The organism is Paraburkholderia sp. BR10954 (assembly GCF_040965775.1).
GTDB classification, from domain to species: Bacteria; Pseudomonadota; Gammaproteobacteria; order Burkholderiales; family Burkholderiaceae; genus Paraburkholderia; species Paraburkholderia youngii.
On record NZ_JBFRCK010000025.1, the window covers coordinates 56,520 to 70,959 of the forward strand.

Sequence of the window (14,440 nt, forward strand, 5' to 3'; positions counted from 1 at the left end):
CTGGGCGCCGGCATCGATACTGCATGCGCGGCGCCCAGTTTGATCGCTGCCTGCAGAGGCAGTGGATCCGACGGTACTGCTACTGCTGGCGGCTTAGTGGCCGAAGTACACCGATTGCGGGCCCGACTTGGACTCGCTGCGCGAGCCCGATTGGGTCGACACGCTATTCACGCCACCGTACGCATTCGATTGCGCGTTGGCGCTTTCAGCAGCGACGGTCTGCGCGTTCTGGCCTTGTTGCGAGGCCGGCGCGCCAACCGACGGACGATAGTACGGCGCCGGCCCATAGCCGCTTGCGAAAGCGGGAGCGGCGATCGAGGCGGAAGCGGCAACCAGCAGGGCGGCGATAAACTTGGTCTTCATGGTAGGACTCCGATAACGTTTCGACTGCATTTCAGGAAGATGTTGCAGGAGCCAGTGAACCAGGTGTCTGCAACGTCGATGGAAGGCAGTGTATACCCCTACTATCGAGAATTTGTGCCGATAATCTGAAATTACTATTCCCGACGAAGAAACAATCGTTCAGACGTAAGCGCGACAAGGCAGAGCGGTGATCCGGCCCTGCTGGCCAAGCGGTTTTCGAGGATAGGGAGGAGGCGGGAAGGGGTGATGCGGGCCGGAAGACCGCACGTTCATCATGGAAAACGCAGCAGGCTGCCAGCAAAACGAAAACGGCGTTGTGATTGCTCACAACGCCGTTTGCTTGAATTCTTTGGGGTGGCTGATGGGACTCGAACCCACGACGACAGGAATCACAATCCTGGACTCTACCAACTGAGCTACAGCCACCACTAACATCCGCTTGACTTGCTTTAAAAACCTGTCTCGCCGACGAAGAAACGAGATTATAGGGACTAGATCTGGCTTTGCCTAGTCCTTTATTCAAAAATTTCGAGGGGCTCGCGCAGATGCTGTCTCGCTTCGTCGAAGATGGTCAGATCGCGGGCTGCAAGCCGCTTGCTGTCGGACAAAACTCGCCGCCAACCGCGCGCGCCGGCTTCGCCGCGATACAGCCCGAGCGCATGGCGTGTGATCGCGCCGAGATAGGTGCCGCGCGCCATTTCGGTCGCGCAATACTCGATCAGTTTCGCTTCGACCTCATCGCGCGTCAGCGGCGCCTGCGTTGCCCCATAGAAGCGCGCGTCGACATCGGCGAGCACGTACGGGTTGTGATACGCCTCGCGCCCGAGCATCACGCCGTCGACGTGCTGAAGATGCGTGTCGACTTCGTCGAGCGTCTTGATGCCGCCGTTGATGATGATCTCCAACTGCGGAAAATCGCGCTTCAGCTGATACGCGTAGTCGTACTTGAGCGGCGGAATCTCGCGGTTTTCCTTCGGGCTCAAGCCCTTCAGGATCGCGTTGCGCGCATGAACGATGAACACGTCGCAGCCGGCTTGCGCGATCGTGCCGACGAAATCGCGGACGAAGCCGTATTCCTCGACCGTATCGACACCGATGCGGTGCTTGACCGTGACCGGCACCGATACGACGTCGCGCATCGCCTTCACGCAATCGGCGACGAGTTGCGGCTCGTTCATCAGGCATGCGCCGAACGCGCCGCGTTGCACGCGCTCGGACGGGCAGCCGCAATTCAGGTTGATTTCGTCATAGCCCCATTGCTCGCCGAGCTTTGCCGAACGCGCGAGATCGTCGGGCTCGCTGCCGCCGAGTTGCAGCGCGACCGGCGCTTCGTCGGGCGTGAACGCGAGATGACGCGGCACGTCGCCGTGCAGCAGCGCACCGGTCGTCACCATTTCCGTGTAAAGCCACGTATGGCGCGAAATCATTCGATGCAGCGAGCGGCAATGACGATCCGTCCAGTCCATCATCGGGGCAACGGACACGCGGCGGGGGCTGGGAGTGCGGGGTAAAGACATGGAACGGCCGAGCGGGCTTGAATCAAAACGATAATTTTACCGCAAGGCCAGAAAGCGCCGGGCGCGCTGGTGCCGTGTCACTGTCGCGACGGAGGCGGGCACCGGTTCGTCGATGCATCAAGGCCTCAATGCCTGAATGCCTCAGTGTCCATGTCCCCCCATCCCGCCACCACCGGTCCACGCGCTGCCGCCGCCGTGCATGCCGCCGAATCCGCCGCCGTGCCATCCGCCGGCCCCCCCATGCCATCCGCCGTGCCCGCCGTGCCATCCGCCGGCCCCCCCATGCCATCCGCCGTGCCCGCCGTGCCATCCGCCGGCCCCCCCATGCCATCCGCCGTGCCCGCCGTGCCAACCACCGCCATGCCATCCGCCGCGACCGTGCCAATAGCCATGGCCGTAATAGCAGCACGGCCCGCCAAAACCGCCGTAGAAACCAATCGAGCCGTACACCGGCCCGTAGTAAGGCGGTCCGTACGCGTAGGGATAATAGGGTTGCGCATAGCCGTAGTCCGCTGGCGGCGCGACGGCGCATCCGGTGATGCTCGCTGCCACGGCCGCTAGCAGCGTCATCGATGCAATGAGCCTGGTCACGATTTTCTCCTTCACGTAAACCTCAGAAAAACCGCGCGCAATGGAGTTCGGCCGCGTTTGTGTCCGAGCGTTACCGGCGTCGGCGGTGCCGCTGTGCGCTTGGGGCTTCGACCATGCGAGCCGTTGCCGCGACGCTCAACCTTTCCGCCAATCTTCCCGCGTCTGACCGAACGGCGCTGCGGTAACACTTCGTTAACCATTCGAAACGCTACTCAAGGGCATCGCTGCTAACTTCCGTCGGACGATTTGTCTTTTGAGTCGCAAGCGATGCGACGCAGACGATCCGCTGCGGATCGACGTCGAGACGTTGAACAAAGCGGGCGCGGCGCAGTGGAGTGCTCTCGGCGCGGACTATCTGTCACCGCGCCTACGATGAGTTGATGGCCCACTAACGGCGCGTTCTTCCCCCGGGACGTGAGGCTCGAGATCGAATACGAGGAACTGGCCGACGATCTCGAGCCGAACGTGCGTCGCCTGCTCGCGCATCGCGGACTCGAGTGGGACGAACGTTGCCTCCTATTTCACGAGACGACGCGGCCTGTGAGCGCCGCGAGTTCGGCGCAGGTGCGCCGGCACGTCGATGCGGCGCTGGCAGCCGCGACGCGGATTGCTCGAACCGCTATGGGAAGGCTTCGGCCCCGAGCTGGCGGCGGCCGGCGCTCAATGCGCGATCACCGACACGTGATGCAGCCACGGGTACACGCCGGCAATGAACGCCGCATAGATCGCCGCCATCGTCACGCCGGCAGCCGTGCCCCACACGTCACGCGAGGCCGCGCCCTGGCGGAAATGCACGGGTAGTCCGACCACGACGTAGCCGATCACGAAGAACAGGATGACCGCACGCACCGGCGACAGATCGTGACCGATGAAGTCGAGCAACGCGGACAGGTTGAATTGCGACATGGACATGCAGGCAGTCACGAAGGCGGGGGGTCGCACGGTGCCGGAACACAAGGAAACAGTGGAGTGAACGATGACTGAACCCCTTCACTATCGACGTTCCACAGCGCGACGACCTAAGCCGATTAAAGGCCATGCAATCGCGATCCGCAAGGAAAAAACCTGTCTGAATTCGGACTGCCCGACATTGCTTGCAGCCTGCCTGCGCCGCGACGTTCAGCGGGCTTGGCAACGCTTTCACGGAGACGGTTTCAACGCTCGTTGGGCTTCGGTTTGCGCACTGGATCGAGCAGCGGTTTCAAACCGTTGTGATCGATCTCGTGCATCAACGCGAGCAGCCGGCCGATCTCACCGGGCGGAAAGCCTTGGCTCGCGAACCAGTTCAAATAGTGGCCGGGCAGGTCGGCGATCACGCGGCCTTTATATTTCCCGTAGGGCATCACGCGCGTGACCAGCAATTCGAGGTGTTCGTGATTCATGGCAACGAAGTCATGATGAAGCGCGCGTCATGAGCGCAAAGCGTGTACTACGCAAATCGCCAGGCGGCGCAGCAACGCATGGCCCCGCATTCTAGCCTTGCTGCAGGTAATGCGCCGGCGTGGTAACGTCTGCGCTTTCCGTTCACCTCTTCAACAGGACAAGTTAGATGGAATACCGCAGACTCGGCGACTCGGACGTGCAGGTCAGCCTGATTGGTCTCGGCACGATGACGTGGGGCGAGCAGAACACCGAGCAGGAAGCACATGCGCAGATCGACTACGCGCTCGATCACGGCGTGAACCTGATCGACACCGCCGAAATGTATCCGGTGCCGCCGCGCGCCGAAACGCAAGGTTCGACGGAGCGCTACATCGGCACGTGGCTCGCGCAGCACAAGAGCGCGCGCGAGAAGATCGTGCTCGCCACCAAGATCGCGGGTCCCGCGCGTCAGCCGCACAATCCGCGCCATATTCGCGGCGAAGGCAACCAGTTCGACCGCAAGAACCTGACCGAGGCGCTCAACGACAGCCTCAAACGTCTGCAGACGGATTACGTCGATCTGTATCAGCTGCATTGGCCCGATCGCAGCACGATGACCTTCGGCCGTGCGTCGTATCCGTGGGTCGACGACGCGTACACGGTGCCGATCGAGGAAACGCTGACTGTGCTCGCCGAATTCGTGAAGGCTGGCAAGGTGCGCCATGTCGGCGTGTCGAACGAAACGCCGTGGGGCGTCGCGCAGTTTCTGCGCGCGGCCGAAAAGCTCGGCTTGCCACGCATCGTCAGCATCCAGAATCCGTACAGCCTGTTGAACCGCACGTACGAAGCGGGTCTGTCCGAGTACGCGCATCGCGACAACATCGGTCTGCTCGCGTACTCGCCGCTCGCGTTCGGCTGGCTGTCGGGCAAGTACGAAGGCGGCGCACGTCCGGCCGGCGCACGCATCACGCTGTTCGAGCGCTTCGCGCGCTACAGCAAGCCGCAAGCCGTGCAGGCGACCACCCGTTATGTCGAGCTCGCGAAGCGCCACGGCATGTCGCCCGCGCAATTCGCGCTCGCGTTCGTCAATAGCCGGCCGTTCGTGACCAGCAATCTGATCGGCGCGACGTCGCTCGAGCAGTTGAAGGAAAACATCGCGAGCGCGGACGTCAAGCTGTCGCCGGAAGTGCTTGCGGAAATCGACAAGCTGCACGAGCTGCAGCCGAATCCGGCGCCTTGATGTCGGTGCCGAGGTAAGCGCGACGCGCTTGCCGCGGTGGCCCCGGTAGAATGCCGGGGCGGCCGCGGCAGGCACAGCGAATCAATCGGCGCGAGCCGAACTCAAGTCGCGGCCTTTGCCGCATCCACTTCCTCGCGCTTTGCTGCAAGCGGCGAATTCTCGCCGAGATCCCAGAACAGTCCCGCCATCATCTGCAGGCCCTCGCGCACCACCGGGCCGAGAAGGTGCTCGTTCGGCGCATGCTGCGAGCAGGCCGGATAAGAATGCGGCACCCAGATCGTCGGCAGACCGAGCGTGTCGGCGAATACCTCGTTCGGCAGCGTGCCGCCGAGGTTCGGCAGCAGCGCGGTCTTCTTCCCCGTGGTCGCTTCGAGCGACGCTAGCGCCCATGTGACCCACGGATCGTCGGGATTGAGCCGTGTGGCCGGTGCGCCGCGTTCGACGTCGATTTCCACCAGCTGAAAGCCGTGCGCATCGAGATGCGCGCGCAGATGCTTGCCGAGATTTTCCCAATCCGTGCCGACCACGAAACGCAACTGGCAGACCGCGAACGCCGACGGCGGAATCGCGTTGACCGGGTTCTCCGGATTGCCCGCCTTGAAGGCCAGCACTTCGAGGCTGTTCCAGCCGAACACGCGTTCGGGCGCGGAAAGACCCGGCTCGCCCCAGTTGTCGTCGACGGTGGGGTCGCCAGGACCGTCGCCCACCGTGATGTCGGCAAGCGCGCGGCGCACGGCCTCCGGGATCGGCGGCGGACGCAGGCCGTCGACTGCGATCACGCCGCGCGCATCGACGAGACTCGCGAGCGCGTTGGCGAGCACCGTCGCCGGATTGCGCAACAGGCCGCCCCAGTTGCCCGAGTGATGCGCGCCGTCGCGCAGGTTCAGCGACAGCTTGAAATTGACCGCGCCGCGCGAGCCGAGAAACACGGTCGGACGACGCGCGGCGAGACGCGGGCCGTCGGAGGCGATCAGCACGTCGGCGGCGAGTTCGTCGCGGTGCGCGCGGCAGATCGCATCGAGCCCCGGCGAGCCGGTTTCCTCGCCCATTTCGATCAGCAGCTTCGTGTTGAAGCCGAGTTTGCCGTCGCGCGCGGCGAGCGTGCACGCGAGCGCGGCGAGATTGATCGAGTGCTGGCCTTTGTTGTCGGCAGTGCCGCGACCGAACCAGCGCTCGCCAACGACCGTCACCGCCCACGGCGTCAGCGGCGCGCGCCACTGGCTGTCGTAGCCGCGCACGACGTCGCCGTGGCCGTAGATCAGCACGGTCGGCAGATGATCGCCTTCGTGACGGTTCGCGATCAGGAACGGACCGAAACCGTCGACCGGGTTATCGACGATGCGCGTGCTGAAGCCGATGCGCTCCGCTGCGGGCTGGATTTCGTTGGTCAGATAAGACCGCAGCAGCGCGCCGCGACCGCTTTCCCGGCTTTCGGTGCGAATACCGACGCGGCGGTTCAGGTCGGCGAGAAAAGCGCCGGATTCGAAGTGCCGGGTGGCAAGCTCGATGGCCTGGTGGCGGCTCATGTCAGTGTCTCCAATGCGGGGGATGGGCGAGGCGGCAGAGGGCCGCGGTCCGATGGCAGGGTCTTCGGGCGATTTGTCCGCGATCTCATTGCGATCGATTCTAGAAGCGCGTCATTTTTGTCACAATGATCATGTTTCGAAGCTAGCATTGCCGGAAAGGCAAAGCGTCGTCGCACCGTTGCAACCGATTCGATCGAGGCGTCCCGGATGGCACGTTCACTGCATGGCATCGCGTTGCGTTATTTCGTCGAAGTCGCGCGCAGCGGCTCGCTGAGCGATGCGTCCGAACGGCTGCATGTCGCGGTATCGGCGCTCAGCCGTCAGATCGCGCGGCTCGAGAGCGAACTCGGCGTCACGCTATTCGAGCGGCGTCCGCGCGGCATGGCGCTGTCCGAGGCGGGCGAGCGGCTGCTCGCGTACGCGCAACGCAGCCTGCTGGAAGCCGAGCACGTGATGAAGGAGCTCAGCGGTCTCGCTAGCCTGCACGGCAGCCGGATCAAGATCGCCACCGCCGAGGGCTTCGCGGTCGACTTCCTGCCCGCCGCGATCGCGGATTTCCGCGCCGAGCATCCCGGCATCGATTTCACGTTGACTGTGATGTCGCCGGCCGACGCGACCCGGCATGTGCGCGACGGTGATGTCGACATCGCGTTGTCGTTCAGCCTCGCGCCGGAGAAGGGCGTCAAGGTCGAGCACACCGAGCGCGCGCCGGTGTTCGTGCTGCTGCGCGCCGATCATCCGCTCGCGGCGCGCGCCAAGCTGTCGCTCGCCGAGGTGAGCCGTTATCCGCTGGTGTTGTCGGAGACCGGCACCACGCTTCGCCAGTTGATCGACATCACCTGCGCGCTCGAAGGCATCCTGCTCGAGCCGGATCTGATCTGCAACAACAGTGGCGCGAGTTATCGCTATGCGCAGAAGTCCGGCGCGATCATGTTCACGGGGCTGCTGTCGGTGCGCGACCGCTATGCGGCCGACGGCTTCGTCGTGATTCCGCTGACCGACCCGCAGATGCGCCAGCGCAGTATCCAGGTGCAGACGATGGCGGGGCGCGAGTTGCCGCCGTCGGTGCGGGCGTTTCGCGACCATCTGATCGCACGGATCGCGGATCCGAATCCTGCCGGGGCTCAGGCCTCGAAGGCGGACCGAGGGCGCGGCAAGCACACGCCGCGTCGCCGGCGAGCCGATGCATGAAATGCGACACATGCCACGCACTAAGCGGCAAATGTTCTCCCTGAATCCGCATCACGACCTAAACTGTGGTGGACGGCAAAGGACGGCCCTGAGAAAACGGCCCTGATGGTGCGCGCCACGATCGGGGGAAACGGCAGAACAACGGCAGTCGAAGCGCGGACCGGCCGCGCAGCCCGCGATGCTGCAATGCACACAAGCGGCAATAGATGCACCCCCAAAAAGAAACGCGGCGCGTCGTCCCGATGGCGCGTTGCCCACAACAGAGCGATAGGACCAACACATCCATGGCGCAACAGAAAACCAATCCGAAACTCGAGCAGGCGCTCACGCGCGGTGATCTCGCGATCCGCCAGGCAAATTCGGCGAGAGCGACCGCGCTGTTGCGTGCGCTCGCCAAGATGATCGTCGATGCGTCGGCGACCATCGGCGTGGAAGCCTTCACGTTGATTCACGACGGCGACAAGATCTACGATCCCGCAGATGGTTTATGGCCGCAGGCGCTGCTGATCTCGCTCGACGGTCCGGTCGAGGATGCCGATCCCGATGAATTACGCACGGTGCGGCTGATCGCGGACGATCCGGCCACCGTGTTCCGGGTCGAATGGCAGCGCGCCGATGGCAAGATCGGGCGTCACGAGGGCGGCCCGTTCGCGACGGTCGCGTTCATCTCCGACGTCGACATTCCGTGGACCGATGACGAGGACTGAGCGCGCGACGATAGCAAACGCGCAGAGCGACGACCGGCGCGCTCGGCTTACTTCATCATGCGGCGCCGAAACAGGATCGCCGACACGATAAAGCCGCCGACTGCATAAGCGGCCAGTACGCTCACATGCAGCGCCGCGTGCTCCATCGGCCGGCCGAGCATCGCCGGGCGCATCAGATCGACCGCATTGGCGAGCGGCAGCGCGGCGGTCACCGCTTGAGCGGGGCCGGGCAGCTGCGAGATCGGAAAGAACACGCCGGAGAGCAGCAGCATCGGCGTGAGCACGAGCGTCTGATAGAACATGAAAAAGTCGTACGACGGCGCGAGCGCCGTCACGATCATCGCGAGGCTCGCGAACGCGAGACCGGCCAGCACGATGACCGGCAGCGCGAGCAGCATCGACGGAAAACTCGCATAGCCGAGCGCGCCCGCCACCAGCATGATCGCCACTCCCGACAACACCGATTTGCTGGCGGCCCACACTACCTCGCCGAGCACGATATCGCCGAGCGTGAGCGGCGTATGCATGATCGCCTCCCACGTTCGCTGCACGTGCATGCGCGAAAAGCCCGAATACATCGACTCGAAGCTAGCCGACATCATCACGCTCGACGCCACCGTGCCCGCCGCGAGGAACGAGATATACGACACGCCGTCGACGTGCCCGACCATCAGCCCGAGCCCCAAGCCGAGACCGAACAGATAGATCATCGGATCGGCGAGGTTGCCGAACATCGACGCAATCGCGAGCTTCTTCCACACCAGATAGTTGCGGCGCCATACCGCGATCCAGTTCGTGGCATTGGCAGGGAAGGCGCCGAACGGCTCTTGCGCCGATGGCGTGCCTTCTTGGGTTTCGTAAGTGCGTGCGTCCATCAAGTTTCTCGCTGCGGGTTCAGTCCTGCATTTCGCGGCCGGTGAGCCGCAGAAACACATCTTCGAGATTCGCCGGCCGATGCAGATAGCGCAAATCCGCGCGCTGCTTCAGGCGCATATGCACGGGCTGCGCGTCGTTCACGTAACAGAACAGTGTCTCGCCGCTGATCTCGGTGCGCTCGGCGAGCGGCGCGAGTTCGTCGCGCAATGCAAACGGATCGGGACCGTAGATCTCGATCACGTCGCAGCCGATCTCGGACTCGATCAGCTCGCGCGGCGCGCCTTCTGCGATCTTGCGTCCTTCCTCGATTACGCACAGTCGATGACAGAGCCGTTCGGCTTCTTCCATGAAGTGCGTGGTCAGCAGGATGGTCTTGCCGCGCACGAGCAGCGATCTCAGTCGCTCCCAGATCAGATGGCGCGCTTGCGGGTCGAGACCGGTGGTCGGCTCGTCCATGATCAGCACGTCGGGATCGTTGATCAGCGCGCGCGCCAGCGTGAGGCGCCGCTTCATGCCGCCCGACAGTTCGCTCACGCGTGCGTCCGCCTTGTGCTCGAGGCGGGCGAATTCGAGCAGACCCGGCACCGCCGCGCGACACTGCGCGGCGCTCAGACCGAAGTAGCGGCCGAACACGAGCAGATTTTCACGCACGGTGAAATCGGGATCGAGGTTGTCGAACTGCGGCACCACGCCCACGCGCGAGCGCGCGAGGCGCGCGCGGCCAGGGATCGGTTCGCCGCATAGGCGGATCGCGCCGGCGTCGGGCGCCGCGATGCCGAGCAGCATGCGCAGCGTCGTGGTCTTGCCGGCGCCGTTGGGGCCGAGCAGCCCGAAGCATTCGCCGGTGTTCACATGAAACGACAATCCGTCGACGACCGTTTTTTCGCCATAGTTTTTCCTGACCTGATGGAATTCGATGGGGGCTGCGGGCATGACTCGAGCGAGGCTCCGGAAGAAGACATAACGTACGCGCAAGACACACAACATACCTGCGACGCACGCATTGCGCACAGGCCGCCTATTCTAGGGTATCGGCCACTGACGCGAGCGGGTGTCCGGGAACGCGTAATGCATGGGATGCGATGCGTTCGCATACGAAGTTTTGCGGTGCCGCAAACGTGTGCGAACACTGCTCCAGGTGGCCCAACGCTTGTGCAGACGGCTTCAGCACGCACCGACTATGCACTTAGCGTTTTCCATCCCTTGCAAGCTGAATTGCGGCGCACCATGATTGATTCAGACCGCGCTTTCCGCGCGAATGGGAGAAGACAGATGGCGAGCTACCAGAAAATCCTGTTGTGCTACGACGGCTCGCGCGAAGGCCGCAAAGCCCTGCGTTGCGGCGCCGATCTGGCGTTGGACCTGAAGGCGGAAACGCATCTGCTGTCGGTAGTAGACATGCGTTCCAGCATCGCGCAAAGCGCGGGCTTATTGACCGATGTGGCCTGCGGAAGCTTCGAAAAAACGGCCCGCGAAATTCTGCAGGAGGGCGTGAACTGGCTGACCGAGCGAGGCGTGAACGCGCAGGGGCATTTCGCATTCGGTCATCCGATCGACGAGATCGCCAATCTTGCCAACGAGTTGCACGTCGACCTCGTGGTGGTGGGACATCGCTGCCGGACCGGTTTGTCGAGGTGGTGGATGGGGGCGGGCAACACGCCGCTGCTCGACCGCGTGTCGTGCAGCATTCTGGTGGCATGCTCGTCCGCGCAGGAGCAGCAGCAGGCGGCCGCGGCGTAATAGGAACAAACCTGACACGCGGCTGGCTCCAATGGCCAGCCCGCGCATCTCCGCAGTTCACGGCTTGAACCCTCACTCGTTCAGATTGATCGCCGCGAGCTTCCACGTGACCAGACCTTCGCGACGAAAGATGGCCGAATAGTTCGCGTTGCCTTCGCCGCGCCGGTACGTGACCACAAACTCGTTGAGACTCCGATAGCCGGCCGTGCTTTGACGCCCGGGCGGCGGCGCGCTTGCGTGCATGGTGGTGTCGCCCGCGGCCGATGCGGCCGGCGCTTCGCCGCCTGCGGCTGGCGGTGCTGCCGGTTGCTCGCCCGGTGTGCCGCGCGGCGGCATGCCGTTGAGCAGTGCCGCGACGCCGTCGGGTGTCGCATAGGCATCGACGAGCGGGCCGATCAGTGTCACGCCGATCACCGCGCCGATCGTGGCCATCTTGTTGCCGGCATCCGCTTCGAGGCGGCGCGTCAGCATCGCGCCCACCTGCTGCTTCAGGCTATCGCGCAGCGCAGGGAAGTCGACGTACTGATTGACGGTTTGCACATCACGCGCGTCTGCCGCGCGTTTCAGATTGTTCACCGCGAGATACGGTGACGCGTAAATAAACCCCAGCGCGGCAATCACGATCACCACGATCAGCGTGATCAGCAGCGGCCGGGTGGCGCTGCCCTGTGTGCGTTTCGGAATGGTCATCGAATGGGACTCCACGTCAGTGATGATCTAACGTCGACCACGGCGAGGTCGAAACGATCCCATCCCACGCGAATCTCTGAACATCCGAAGTGCTTATTGCATGCGTGCTCAGAATTCGCTCAGGCTTCGAACACCGCGCCGTGCACGTTGGCTTCGTCGGCTATGCAACGATCGATCATACGGCATACGGCGTCGACCGTGCCGACCATGATCAGTCGCGACGGTCCATGATAGACCCGCACCGGAGCGCGGCGCGCGGGCTCCGCGATATTCAGCGCCGAATTCAGCGATACGCGCGCAAACGCCGGCAACGACGACGGCAGACCGCAAGCTTCGGCAGGCACGTCGAACAGCGACGGCGTGCGCGCCGCGGGCGCCTCGATCGGCGCGCAAGGCGTGAGCTTGCGCAGATGGCGCAGACGGCCGAACTGGCGAAAAGGCAGCAGGCGGGCAAGGCGTTCCATGAGTCTCTCCAGACGATGCGGCTTGAATGCGCGGCGTAATGCGGGCGTTAATGCGGGCGTTAATGCGGGCGTTAATGCGGCTTGGTTCGGACAAACCGGCGCGAGCGTTCCGGCAATAAAGATCAGAACTCGCTGGGGCGAATCAGCCCGACCGCGATCCCTTCGAGCGCGAAATCCGCGCTGCCGGTTTCCACGAAGATGTTGTCGTAGTCGGGGTTTTCGGCGATCAGTTCGATGCCGTTCGGCCGGCGCTTCAGACGCTTGACCGTCACGTCGTCGCCAAGCCGCGCAATGATGATCTGGCCGTCTTTCGCTTCGCTGCGCTTTTGCACCGCGAGCAGGTCGCCGTCGAGAATGCCGGCGTCGCGCATCGACAGGCCGCGCACCTTCAGCAGGTAGTCGGGCTTGCTCGAGAACAGCGCCGGGTCGCACGCGTAGTGCTGCGAGATATGTTCCTGCGCGAGGATCGGGCTACCCGCCGCGACCCGGCCGATCAGCGGCAATGACAACTGCATCAGGCCCGCATGCGGCAGCGTGAACTGGTGCGGCGCATCCTCCTGCCCGGACAGCAGGCGGATGCCGCGCGACGCGCCGGCCGCGAGTTCGATCACGCCCTTGCGCGCCAGCGCGCGCAGATGCTCTTCCGCGGAATTGGCCGAGCTGAAACCGAGTTCGGCGGCAATTTCCGCGCGAGTGGGCGGGAAGCCGGTGCGTTCGATCGCGCGGCGGATCAGATCGAAAACCTGCTGCTGTCGTGCGGTGAGTTTGGTCATGGCCACTGTATGTATGAACAGGTGACTGTATTTTTATACAGTATTCGGCGCATTTCAAGCTTTACTTTAAGTTCGACGCAAGGGGCGCGCTGGGGCGTCGTTTATCGGCGACATGACGACGATTTCCACGTCTGAACAGCCGGCGCGTCTGCCGTTACCACTTTTGAGCATTAAAAAATGAAGAAACATTATTTTTAATGATGAAAGCCCTTCGATAGACTGGCTTCCGGTTAGCGCTCATGTGCACGTGACCGCGACGCAAAACAACACCAGACGCTCAGCAGCGGACATCACGCGGAGAAATATTGAAATGGACCATCGGCATACGGGGCTCGCGGCTCGAACCAGAAAAGTGATCACGGCGCTTGCCGTCGGCGCGGCGGGTACGCTCGGCATGTTTGGCGCAAGCGGCGTCGCGCACGCCGACACCACGCTGCTGAACGTGTCCTACGATCCGACGCGCGAGCTGTATCAGGACATCAATCAGGCATTCGGCAAAGAATGGAAGGCCAAGACCGGCGAAGCCGTCACCTTCAAGCAGTCGCACGGCGGCTCGGGCGCGCAGGCTCGCTCGGTGGTCGACGGTCTGCAGGCCGACGTCGTGACGCTCGCGCTCGCATATGACATCGACGCCATCGCGAACAAGGGGCTCGTCGACAAGAACTGGCAGAAGCGTCTGCCGGACAACGCATCGCCGTACACGTCGACGATCGTGTTTCTGGTGCGTAAGGGCAACCCGAAGCACATCAAGGATTGGGACGATCTGGTGAAGCCGGGCGTGTCGATCGTGACGCCGAATCCGAAGACCTCGGGCGGCGCGCGCTGGAACTACCTGGCCGCGTGGGCGTACGCCGAGCATCAGCCGGGCGGCAACGACCAGAAGGCCAAGGAGTTCGTCAGCAAGCTGTACAAGAACGCCGGCGTGCTCGATTCGGGCGCGCGCGGCGCGACCACCAGCTTCGTGCAGCGCGGTATCGGCGATGTGCTGATCGCGTGGGAAAACGAGGCGTTTCTGTCGGTGAAGGAGTTCGGTCCGGACAAGTTCGAGATCGTGGTGCCGACGGTGAGCATCCTGGCCGAGCCGCCGGTCGCGGTGGTCGACAAGGTCGTCGACAAACACGGCACGCGCAAGCTGGCCGACGCGTATCTGAACTTCCTGTATAGCGAGGAAGGGCAGGAGATCGCCGCGCGCAATTTCTATCGTCCGCGTTCGAACAAGGTGCCGGCCGATCTGACCGCGAAGTTTCCGAAGCTGAAGCTGTACACGATCGACGATTCGTTCGGCGGCTGGACCAACGCGCAGAAGACCCATTTCGCGGACGGCGGCGTGTTCGATTCGATTTATCAGCCGCAGTAACAACCATCGCCTGGAGCACGGGCACAGGCAACAAGGGCGCGCC

Annotated in this window: 16 protein-coding genes and 1 tRNA gene; 5 read left to right on the forward strand and 12 right to left on the reverse strand. The window is 63.5% G+C overall.

Annotated features, from left to right (window positions below; genetic code table 11):
- Window positions 1–93: 93 nt before the first annotated feature.
- The 6 genes from AB4Y34_RS28475 to AB4Y34_RS28500 all read right to left on the reverse strand — a co-directional run bounded on the left by AB4Y34_RS28475 (window position 94) and on the right by AB4Y34_RS28500 (window position 3,853).
- Window positions 94–363, reverse strand: coding sequence for a hypothetical protein (locus AB4Y34_RS28475; protein ID WP_176377905.1), 270 nt, complete (start codon window positions 361–363; stop codon window positions 94–96).
- 350 nt (window positions 364–713) lie between these two features.
- Window positions 714–789, reverse strand: a tRNA-His gene (locus tag AB4Y34_RS28480).
- 89 nt (window positions 790–878) lie between these two features.
- On the reverse strand, window positions 879–1,880 hold the full coding sequence (gene dusA / locus AB4Y34_RS28485; RefSeq protein ID WP_176377904.1) for a tRNA dihydrouridine(20/20a) synthase DusA: 1,002 nt from the start codon (window positions 1,878–1,880) through the stop codon (window positions 879–881).
- Window positions 1,881–2,021: 141 nt separating this feature from the next.
- Window positions 2,022–2,450, reverse strand: coding sequence for a hypothetical protein (locus AB4Y34_RS28490; protein ID WP_368717929.1), 429 nt, complete (start codon window positions 2,448–2,450; stop codon window positions 2,022–2,024).
- Between the two features lie 681 nt (window positions 2,451–3,131).
- Window positions 3,132–3,377, reverse strand: a complete 246-nt coding sequence (locus tag AB4Y34_RS28495; RefSeq protein WP_176367880.1) for a hypothetical protein — start codon at window positions 3,375–3,377, stop codon at window positions 3,132–3,134.
- Window positions 3,378–3,625: 248 nt separating this feature from the next.
- Window positions 3,626–3,853, reverse strand: a complete 228-nt coding sequence (locus tag AB4Y34_RS28500; RefSeq protein ID WP_176377902.1) for a DUF3820 family protein — start codon at window positions 3,851–3,853, stop codon at window positions 3,626–3,628.
- A gap of 167 nt (window positions 3,854–4,020) precedes the next feature.
- On the opposite strand from AB4Y34_RS28500, the gene AB4Y34_RS28505 reads away from it, so the two are divergent.
- Window positions 4,021–5,073 (forward strand): NADP(H)-dependent aldo-keto reductase, encoded by a 1,053-nt coding sequence (locus AB4Y34_RS28505; protein WP_176377901.1) that lies wholly within the window; start codon window positions 4,021–4,023, stop codon window positions 5,071–5,073.
- A gap of 101 nt (window positions 5,074–5,174) precedes the next feature.
- Here the strand turns inward: AB4Y34_RS28505 and AB4Y34_RS28510 are convergent, their stop codons facing one another.
- Window positions 5,175–6,599, reverse strand: a complete 1,425-nt coding sequence (locus AB4Y34_RS28510) for a M20 family metallopeptidase (protein ID WP_368717903.1) — start codon at window positions 6,597–6,599, stop codon at window positions 5,175–5,177.
- A gap of 207 nt (window positions 6,600–6,806) precedes the next feature.
- On the opposite strand from AB4Y34_RS28510, the gene AB4Y34_RS28515 reads away from it, so the two are divergent.
- Window positions 6,807–7,790, forward strand: a complete 984-nt coding sequence (locus AB4Y34_RS28515; protein ID WP_368717904.1) for a LysR family transcriptional regulator — start codon at window positions 6,807–6,809, stop codon at window positions 7,788–7,790.
- A 284-nt stretch (window positions 7,791–8,074) separates the two neighbouring features.
- A complete protein-coding gene (locus tag AB4Y34_RS28520) occupies window positions 8,075–8,497 on the forward strand; it encodes a hypothetical protein (RefSeq protein ID WP_013089291.1) in 423 nt (140 codons plus the stop codon).
- A gap of 47 nt (window positions 8,498–8,544) precedes the next feature.
- Here the strand turns inward: AB4Y34_RS28520 and AB4Y34_RS28525 are convergent, their stop codons facing one another.
- Both AB4Y34_RS28525 and nodI read right to left on the reverse strand, forming a co-directional pair.
- The gene (locus tag AB4Y34_RS28525; RefSeq protein WP_368620557.1) at window positions 8,545–9,372 is read right to left on the reverse strand and encodes an ABC transporter permease; all 828 of its coding nucleotides are present in this window, start codon (window positions 9,370–9,372) and stop codon (window positions 8,545–8,547) included.
- Window positions 9,373–9,391: 19 nt separating this feature from the next.
- Complete coding sequence (gene nodI, locus AB4Y34_RS28530; RefSeq protein ID WP_368717905.1) at window positions 9,392–10,306, reverse strand: nodulation factor ABC transporter ATP-binding protein NodI; 915 nt, start codon at window positions 10,304–10,306, stop codon at window positions 9,392–9,394.
- 339 nt (window positions 10,307–10,645) lie between these two features.
- Between nodI and AB4Y34_RS28535 the strand changes: the two genes are divergently transcribed.
- A complete protein-coding gene (locus AB4Y34_RS28535) occupies window positions 10,646–11,113 on the forward strand; it encodes a universal stress protein (protein ID WP_013089294.1) in 468 nt (155 codons plus the stop codon).
- 72 nt (window positions 11,114–11,185) lie between these two features.
- Here AB4Y34_RS28535 and AB4Y34_RS28540 read toward each other — a convergent pair whose 3' ends face one another.
- The 3 genes from AB4Y34_RS28540 to lexA all read right to left on the reverse strand — a co-directional run bounded on the left by AB4Y34_RS28540 (window position 11,186) and on the right by lexA (window position 13,040).
- The gene (locus AB4Y34_RS28540) at window positions 11,186–11,803 is read right to left on the reverse strand and encodes a DUF2939 domain-containing protein (RefSeq protein ID WP_368717906.1); all 618 of its coding nucleotides are present in this window, start codon (window positions 11,801–11,803) and stop codon (window positions 11,186–11,188) included.
- A 119-nt stretch (window positions 11,804–11,922) separates the two neighbouring features.
- A complete protein-coding gene (locus tag AB4Y34_RS28545; protein ID WP_176367783.1) occupies window positions 11,923–12,267 on the reverse strand; it encodes a hypothetical protein in 345 nt (114 codons plus the stop codon).
- A 122-nt stretch (window positions 12,268–12,389) separates the two neighbouring features.
- The gene (gene lexA / locus AB4Y34_RS28550; RefSeq protein ID WP_008922406.1) at window positions 12,390–13,040 is read right to left on the reverse strand and encodes a transcriptional repressor LexA; all 651 of its coding nucleotides are present in this window, start codon (window positions 13,038–13,040) and stop codon (window positions 12,390–12,392) included.
- 310 nt (window positions 13,041–13,350) lie between these two features.
- On the opposite strand from lexA, the gene AB4Y34_RS28555 reads away from it, so the two are divergent.
- Window positions 13,351–14,397 (forward strand): sulfate ABC transporter substrate-binding protein, encoded by a 1,047-nt coding sequence (locus AB4Y34_RS28555; protein ID WP_176377895.1) that lies wholly within the window; start codon window positions 13,351–13,353, stop codon window positions 14,395–14,397.
- The last annotated feature ends 43 nt before the right edge of the window (window positions 14,398–14,440 follow it).